Consider the following 8,418-nt stretch of genomic DNA (forward strand, 5'->3'; position numbering starts at 1 on the left):
CGGCCCCGGCCCGCCGGCATAGCAGGCCTGCGGGCAGAAGGCGCGCAGCCACATGAAATCGCCGGCCTCGACCTCGACCCAGTCCTGGTTCAGGCGATAGACCGCCTTGCCCTCCAGCACATAAAGCCCGTGCTCCATGACATGGGTCTCGGCGAAGGGAATGACGCCGCCGGGCTGGAAGGTGACGATGGTGACATGCATGTCGTGGCGCAGATCGGCGGGATCGACGAAACGGGTCGTGGCCCAGGCTCCGTCGGTATCGGGCATGGGCGTGGGCGCGATATTCGTCTCATTCGCGATGATCGGGTCGGGCGCGTCGAGGCCTTCGACATAGTGATAGGCCTTGCGGATCCAGTGGAAGCGCGCCGGGACCTTGCCGTTGTTGCGCAGGCTCCATTCCACGCCGGGCGGGATATAGGCGTAACCGCCCGGCTCCAGCCGGTCGGTCTTGCCGGCGACGGTCACGGTGATCTCGCCCTCGACCACGAAAAGCACCGCCTCGACGCCCTCGTCGGTCTCGGGCCGGTCCGAGCCGCCGCCGGGCAGCACCTCGGCGATATATTGCGAGAAGGTCTCGGCGAAACCCGACAGGGGCCGGGCGATCACCCAGAAGCGCGCCTTGTCCCAGAAGGGCAGGAAAGAGGTCACGATATCGCTGAACGTGCCCTTGGGAATGACCGCATAGGCTTCGGTGAACATGGCGCGGTCGGTCAGGATCTGCGTCTGCGGCGGCAATCCGCCCTTGGGTGCGTAATAGCTGCGGTCGCTCATGCGCGCGCCTTTCCGGTCTGGTGGCATTTTCACCAGTTACACGACAAAGCCCGGCCCGGAACAAGGGGCGTCAGCCCCGCCGCCCCTTTGCCGCGACTTTCATCGGACGCCCGGCGATATAGGTTTCCACCACCGCCCGGTCGTCGCCCATGATCTGCAAAAGGAACAACTCCTCGGCCAGGGTCCCGACCGTCTCGGCACGCAGCGCCATGGCCGGGGTGGCGCGCGCGTCCAGCACCATCAGGTCGGCATCGCTGCCCACGGCCAAGCTGCCGATGCGGTCCTCCATCCCAAGGGCGATGGCGTTGCCCCGCGTCGCCCAGTGGAAGGCCTGCAGGGCCGGCAGGTTCTGGCCGCGCATCTGCAGCACCTTATAGGCCTCATTCAGGGTCTGCAGCATGGAATAGCTGGTGCCGCCGCCTATATCGGTGGCCACGCCCGTCACCACGCCCGCATTCCGCAACCCGGCCTCGTCGAACAGGCCCGAGCCGAGGAACAGGTTCGAGGTCGGGCAATGGATCGCCCGCGTCCCGGTCTCAGCCATGCGCGCGATCTCACGCTCGGACAGGTGGATCGAATGGCCCATCAGGCTGCGCGGCCCCAGCAGCCCGAAGCGATCATAGACATCCAGATAGTCGCGCGCCTGCGGATAGAGGCTGAGCGTGAAGTCGATCTCGGCTAGGTTCTCCGACAGATGGGTCTGCATCGGCAGATCGGGATGTTCCGCCACCAAGGCACCCGCCGCCGCAAGCTGTTCCGGGGTCGAGGTGATGGCGAAACGCGGCGTGATCGCATAGGTCAGCCGTCCCCGGCCCTGCCAGCGCGCGATCAGCGCCTTGGTGTCGTCATAGCTTTGCTGCGCCGTGTCCTGCACCGCCGGGATGGCATTGCGGTCCATCATCACCTTGCCGCCCAGCACGGCCATGCCCCGCGCCTCGGCGGCAGCGAACAGCGCATCGACGCTGCCCGGATGGACGGATGCGAAGGCGCAGGCGGTAGTCGTGCCATGCGCGATCAGCATGTCGCAGAAAGCCCCGGCCATCCGTTCGGCATGGTCCGGGTCTGCAAACCGCGCCTCAGCCGGGAAGGTGTAATCTCGCAGCCAGTCCAGAAGCTGCGCGCCCCAGCTGGCCACGACCTGCACCTGCGGGAAATGGAGATGCGGGTCGATGAAGCCGGGCAGGATCAGATGCGGGCGGTGGTCGATCACCGTCAACCCCTCGCGCCGCAGATCGGCATAATCGCCGACAGCCGCGATGCGCCCGCCGTCGACCAGAAGCGCACCGTCCTCGATATAGGTAAAGGCGTCCTCGACTTCCGCCGGATCGGCATGGAAGGACAGCACCCGCCCCCGGATCAGCATCATGCCCGGCCCCGCAGGCGTTCAACGGCTTTCAGCACCTCTTCCGGCGTCGCCGGCGCATCCAGACGCGGCGCCACCCGGTAATCTGCCAGCGAGGCGACCGCATGGCCCAGAGCCTCCCAGACCGAGATGCCCAGCATGAAGGGCGGCTCTCCCACCGCCTTGGACCGTTTGATGGTGCGTTCGGCATTCACCGACCAGTCGGCCAGCGTGACGTTGAAGACCTTTGGCCGGTCCGAGGCCAGCGGGATCTTGTAGGTCGAGGGCGCGTGCGTCCGAAGCTGGCCCCTCTGGTCCCACCACAATTCCTCGCTGGTCAGCCAGCCGGTGCCCTGCACGAAACCGCCCTCGACCTGCCCCTTGTCGATGGCCGGGTTCAGCGAGCGGCCCACGTCATGCAGCACATCCACCCGTTCGATGACATATTCGCCGGTCAACGTATCCACGCTGACCTCGGAACAGGCGGCGCCATAGGCGAAGTAATAGAAGGGCCGGCCGGTGCCATTGGCGCGGTCCCAGTGGATTTTCGGCGTGGCGTAGAAGCCGTCCGACCACAATTGCACGCGGGCCATATAGGCGCGGCGGATCGCCTCGGCAAAGGGGACATCCCTGCCCTTCACGCGGATATGGTTCGGAATAAATTCGACCTGGTCGGGTGTGGCACCCTCGGCCTCGCACAGGAATGCCACCAGTCGCGCCTTGATCCGGTCGCAGGCATCCAGCGCCGCCATGCCGTTCAGATCGGTGCCGGAAGATGCCGCCGTGGCCGAGGTATTCGGCACCTTCTCGGTCGTCGTCTTCGTGACCCGGATGCGCGAGATATCGACCTGAAACGCCTCGGCCACCACCTGCGCGATCTTGGTGTGCAGCCCCTGCCCCATCTCGGTCCCGCCATGGTTCACCATGATCGAGCCGTCGCTGTAGATGTGAACCAGTGCCCCGGCCTGATTGAACCATGTCGCGGTGAAACTGATCCCGAATTTCACCGGCGTCAGCGCGATCCCGCGCCGGATCACCCCGCCTTTGGCGTTATGGTCCAGCACCGCCTGTCGTCGGGCGGCATAGTCGCATGACGCCTCCAACTCCTCGAAGATGCGGGGCAGGATCTGGTCCTCAACCTGCTGATGATAGGGGGTCAGCTGGCCGTTCCGATAGAGGTTGCGCTTGCGCACCTCCAGCGTGTCGAGGCCGGTCGCATAGGCGATATCCTCGATCAGGCGCTCGGCCATGATGACGCCCTGCGGGCCGCCGAAACCGCGGAACGCGGTGTTGCTGACGGTGTTGGTGCGCATCGGATGGCTGCGCAGCACCACATCCGGGTAGTAATAGGCGTTGTCGGCATGAAACAGCGCCCGGTCGGTGACGGGACCAGAGAGATCCGCCGAAAACCCGCAGCGGGCGAAGAAATCGCCCTCGACCGCCAGGATCCGGCCCTGATCGTCGAAGCCGGCCTTGTAGTCGATGACAAAATCGTGGCGCTTGCCGGTGGCCTGCATGTCCTCGTCCCGGTCGGGGCGCAGCTTCACCGGGCGATTCAGCTTGCGGGCCGCGATGGCGGCGACGCAGGCGAAAAGGTTCATCTGCGTTTCCTTGCCGCCGAAGCCGCCGCCCATGCGGCGCACGTTCACCACCACCGCATGGGCCGGCAGATCCAGCGCATGGGCGACCATGTGCTGCACCTCGCTGGGATGCTGGGTGGACACGAAAACCTCCACCCCTTCGGCATCGGGCACCGCCATGGCGATCTGGCCTTCGAGATAGAAGTGATCCTGCCCCCCGACCTTGAGCCGCCCCGAGACATGGCGCGGCGCATTGGCCAGCCCCGCCAGCGCATCGCCGCGCTTCAGCGTCAGCGGCTCGGTCACATAGCCCATTCCCGCATCCCGCGCCGCGATGGGGTCGAGCGCCTGGGGCAAAGCCGCATATTCCACCCGTGCCAGCGCCGCCGCGCGCCGGGCCTGATCGCGGGTTTCGGCCACCACGGCGAAGATCGGCTGGCCCCAGAACATCACCACATCCTCGGCGAAGATCGGATCGTCATGCAGGCCATTGGGGCTGATATCGTTCGGCCCCGGAATATCGACGGCACTCAGCACCGCGACCACGCCGGGTGCCTCGCGCACCGGGTCGAGATCGAGCAACGTAATCCGCCCATGCGCACATTTCGACAGGCCGAGTGCCGCGTGCAGCACCCCCGCCGGCTCGCGCAGGTCGTCGGTGTAATCGGCCCGCCCGGTCACATGCAGATGCGCGGATTCGTGGCGCATGTCCTGATGGGCAAGGCCGGAAATCGCGGTGTTTTTGCTGCGGTCCTTCATGCCGAGGCCTCCACGCTGCGGGACAGGCGCACCGGTTCGCCCTCCTGCTCCAGCCAGAAGCGGCGGATCAGGTTGGCGGCGACGGTCTGGCGATATTCGGCGCTGGCGCGCCAGTCCGACAGCGGCTGGAAATCGCCGGCCACGGCATTTGCGGCGGCCTCGAAGCTGTCGCGGGCGAAGGGGCGGCCGCGCAGCGCGGCCTCGGCCGCTGTGGCGCGTTTCGGGATGCCGGCCATGCCGCCGAAGGCGATGCGGGCTTCCGTGATCATGCCGTGTTCCTCGTGGACGCAGATGCCGCAGGCGACCGCCGAGATATCGGCATGGGCCCGTTTCGAGACCTTGTAACCCGCGAAACGCGCCCCCTGCGGCAACGGGATCGCTATGCTTTCCAGAAACTCGCCATTCTGGCGGTCCTGCTTGCCATATTCGATGAAATAGCTTTCCAACGCGATCTCTCGCCGCGCATCGCCGCGCCTCAGCACGATCCGCGCCCCGAGCGCGATCAGCAAGGGCGGCATTTCCCCGATGGGTGAGCCATTGGCGATATTGCCGCCGATGGTGCCGGCATTGCGGATCTGCCAGCCGCCGATCCGTTCGATGTAATCGACCAGTCCGGGCATGGTCTCTTCGACGAAGGGCGAGAATTCCGAATAGGTGACGCCCGCACCGATACGGATGTCCTCGCTGCTGACATCAATCCGTTTCATCAGATGGCCGATGAAGATGGCGGGCGCGATGGGGCGCAGGAATTTCGTCACCCAGAGCCCGACATCGGTCGCCCCGGCAATGATCGTGGCCTCGGGATGGTCCAAAAGCGCCTGCGCCAGCGCGTCCACATCCGCCGGCAGGATCGCGCGGCGACCGTCGCGCGCGGCATCCGCACCCGCCGGGATCGCCGCCAGCTTCGCAGCCACCGCCTCGCGTTCCAGTGCCAGCGCATCCATCGCCTGCCCGCCCGCCTGTGCTGCGGCGCGCGCCGCTTTCACGATGGGCTCATAGCCGGTGCAGCGGCAGAGATTGCCCTGAAGCGCGGTCTCGATTTCCAGCACCGAAGGATCGGGGTTGCCCATCCACAGCCCATACAGCGCCATGACGAAACCCGGCGTGCAGAAGCCGCACTGGCTGCCGTGATGATCGACCATGGCCTGCTGGACCGGGTGCAACTCGCCCTGCCGGGACAGATGTTCGACGGTCACGATATGACAACCGTGACAGGCGGCGAGGAAGCGGATGCAGGCATTCACCGGCTCATAGCGCAAGACGCCCCCATGCAGCCGCCCGGCCAGCACCGTGCAGGCCCCGCAGTCACCCTCGGCGCAGCCTTCCTTGGTGCCGGTCAGGTGGCGCGACAGGCGCAGGAAATCCAGCAGCGTGTCGTCGGGCGCAACCTCGGACAGGCTGATTTCGGTATCGTTCAGAAGAAAACGGATCGGGCTGGTCATGGGTCTCTCTGGCTCAACCTTACCAGCATCCTACAGCTTTGCTGCAAGAGTAAAGTCCCGTCTGCGCAGCGGGTTAAGCCGCGGCGAGGTTTGCCAGCCGATTGTGCAGCGCCTGACGCTCCAGTTCCGCCTTCGGGCCTTCCATCACCACCTGTCCGCGTTCCAGCACGCTGAAGCTGTCGCCGAGATCCCAGGCGAAGTCGAAATACTGCTCGACCAGCACGATGGCCATGTCGCCACGGTCGCGCAGGGCGGCGATGACGCGGCCGATCTGGGCGATGATATTGGGCTGGATGCCCTCGGTCGGCTCGTCCATCAGCAGCACCTTCGGCCTGATGACAAGCGCACGGGCAATGGCAAGCTGCTGTTGCTGCCCGCCCGACAGGTCGCCGCCGCGACGGCTGGCCATTTCGGCCAGCACCGGGAAACTGTCATAGATCTCGTCCGGGACGCGGCGCTCGCCCGCTGGCAGGCAGCCGAAGCCGGTTTCCAGATTCTCGCGCACGGTCAGCAGCGGGAAGATGGCGCGGCCCTGCGGCACATAACCGACACCTCGCCGGGCCATGTCCTGCGCGGTGACGCGGCCCAGCTTCTCGCCCATCAGGCGCAACTCGCCCCCGGACCGGGGATGGCGGCCCGCCAGCAAGTTCATCAGGCTGGTCTTGCCGACACCGTTATTGCCCATGACGCAAGTCACGCGACCGGGCTCGGCCATCAGGGAAACCCCGTGCAGGATCTGGCTTCCGCCATAATGCAGGGTGACGTTTTCAGCTTCGATCATATCAGCGCCCCAGATAGACTTCGATCACGTCGGGATTGGCCGAGACATGGTCCAGCGAGCCTTCCGCCAGAACCGAGCCCTGATGCAGCACCGTCACCTTGCAGTTCAGGCGGCGCACGAATTCCATGTCATGTTCGACCACGACCACGGCCCGCGTCTCGGCCAGACGGCGCAGAAGGGTGGTGGTCTGTTCGCGTTCGGCCAGCGTCATGCCGGCGGCGGGTTCGTCGACCAGCAGAAGGCGCGGCTCCTGCGCCAGCAGCATGCCGATTTCCAGCCATTGCTTCTGGCCATGGCTCAACTCTCCAGATTTGCGGTGAAGCTGATCGGCCAGACCGACCTCGGCGGCCAGTTCCTCGACCCGCGCGCGAGAGGTCTTTCCGGGTTTCCAGAACAGCACCGAAAATGCCCCGCGCGGGGCTTTCAGCGCCATGGTCAGGTTGTCGAAGACGCTCTGATCTTCAAAAACCGTCGGGCGCTGGAACTTGCGCCCGATGCCAGCCCGCGCGATCTGGGCCTCGGAGAGACGCAGGAGCGAGCGCGACACCTCGCCCCAGCGGACCTGGCCCTCATCGGGGCGGGTCTTGCCGGTGACGATGTCCATGAAGGTGGTCTTGCCGGCACCGTTCGGGCCGATGATGGCCCGCAATTCCGCCGCGCCGATGGAAAAGGACAGGTTGTTGATCGCCTTGAACCCGTCGAAGCTTTTCGAGATGCCGGAAACTTCCAGAAGATCGCTCATGCCTCTGCCTCCTTCTCGCGCAGGGCGCCCATGTCGGGGCCGAGATCCTGCCCGCGCCGGTTGGGCGCGCGCAGCCCGGCGACGGCGTCGAAGATCGACGACAGCCCGCGCGGCGCGAACAGCGTCACCAGCACGAAGGCCACGCCCAGCAGAACCTGCCACCAGTCGACCCAATGGATGGTATAGAAGCCCAGATTGATGTCGGGCGCCTTGCCGCCGGTGAACCAGCTGGACAGAAGCGATACGAAGACCGCTCCGATCACCGCCCCGTAAAGCCGCCCGCGCCCGCCGATGGCGACCCAGACCGCCAGATAGATCGAGGCGATCGGCGCCAGTTCCGCCGGGTTGATGATGCCTGCCTGCGGGTAATAGAGCGCGCCGGCAATGGCGCAGATCATCGCCGTCAGGGTGAAGACGAACAGCTTGTAGCCCTCGACCGAGTAGCCGAGGAAGCGCACCCGCGCCTCGTCGTCGCGGATGGCACGGATGACGCTGCCGAACTTGCCCGAGACCAGCCAGCTTGCCAGCACATAGACCAGCCCGAGCGCCAAGGCCGAGGCCCAGAGGAACCAGATCGAGATCGTGGATTGCGGCAGGTCGGTCAGGCCGGGGATGTTCTGCAAGCCCGAAAGCCCGTTATTGCCGCGAAAGCCGCTGTCGTTCTGGAACAGCCACAGCGCCAGCGCCAACGTCATCGCCTGCGTCAGGATCGACAGGTAAACCCCGTTGACCCGCGACCGGAAGGCGAGCCAGCCGAACAGGAAGGCGAAGACCCCCGGCACGATCAGCACCAGTGCCAGTTGCGCGGGCAGGCTTCCGGCGAAGCTCCAGGCCAGGGGCAGGTCGGTCGATCCGACGACGCCGAAGACCTGACCGGCAATGCCCTGCTGAATCTCAAGCGGGGTGGCGGGGATGGGGCCGTTGGCCAGCGTCGCGGTCACGATCTCCTCGGTCCGGGCATACATCAGCCACATGCCGATCATGTAGCCGCCAAGCGCGAA

At 65.9% G+C, this 8,418-nt stretch carries 7 protein-coding genes; all 7 read right to left on the minus strand.

Features of this window, described 5'->3' with window-relative positions; translation table 11 throughout:
* The coding region (locus Q0330_RS18755) for a bifunctional allantoicase/(S)-ureidoglycine aminohydrolase (protein WP_299483337.1) at positions 1 to 771 on the minus strand (771 nt) is incomplete at its 3' end.
* Positions 772 to 841: 70 nt separating this feature from the next.
* On the minus strand, positions 842 to 2,137 hold the full coding sequence (guaD, locus tag Q0330_RS18760) for a guanine deaminase (protein ID WP_299483340.1): 1,296 nt from the start codon (positions 2,135 to 2,137) through the stop codon (positions 842 to 844).
* Positions 2,134 to 4,452 carry a xanthine dehydrogenase molybdopterin binding subunit gene (xdhB, locus tag Q0330_RS18765; protein WP_299483344.1) on the minus strand — a complete coding sequence of 773 codons (2,319 nt, stop codon included), beginning with the start codon at positions 4,450 to 4,452 and terminating at the stop codon, positions 2,134 to 2,136. Before xdhB ends, guaD begins: the two co-directional genes overlap by 4 nt.
* Entirely contained in the window at positions 4,449 to 5,894 is a 1,446-nt protein-coding gene (xdhA, locus tag Q0330_RS18770; protein WP_299483347.1) for a xanthine dehydrogenase small subunit, read from the minus strand. Before xdhA ends, xdhB begins: the two co-directional genes overlap by 4 nt.
* A 73-nt stretch (positions 5,895 to 5,967) precedes the next feature.
* Positions 5,968 to 6,675, minus strand: a complete 708-nt coding sequence (gene urtE / locus Q0330_RS18775) for an urea ABC transporter ATP-binding subunit UrtE (RefSeq protein ID WP_299483351.1) — start codon at positions 6,673 to 6,675, stop codon at positions 5,968 to 5,970.
* A gap of 1 nt (position 6,676) precedes the next feature.
* Complete coding sequence (gene urtD / locus Q0330_RS18780; protein ID WP_299483354.1) at positions 6,677 to 7,417, minus strand: urea ABC transporter ATP-binding protein UrtD; 741 nt, start codon at positions 7,415 to 7,417, stop codon at positions 6,677 to 6,679.
* On the minus strand, positions 7,414 to 8,418 hold a 1,005-nt coding region (locus tag Q0330_RS18785; protein WP_299483357.1), incomplete at its 5' end, for an urea ABC transporter permease subunit UrtC. The genes Q0330_RS18785 and urtD, both read right to left, overlap by 4 nt.

Origin of the sequence: uncultured Paracoccus sp. (assembly GCF_937873615.1) — a bacterium.
GTDB lineage: Bacteria > Pseudomonadota > Alphaproteobacteria > Rhodobacterales > Rhodobacteraceae > Paracoccus.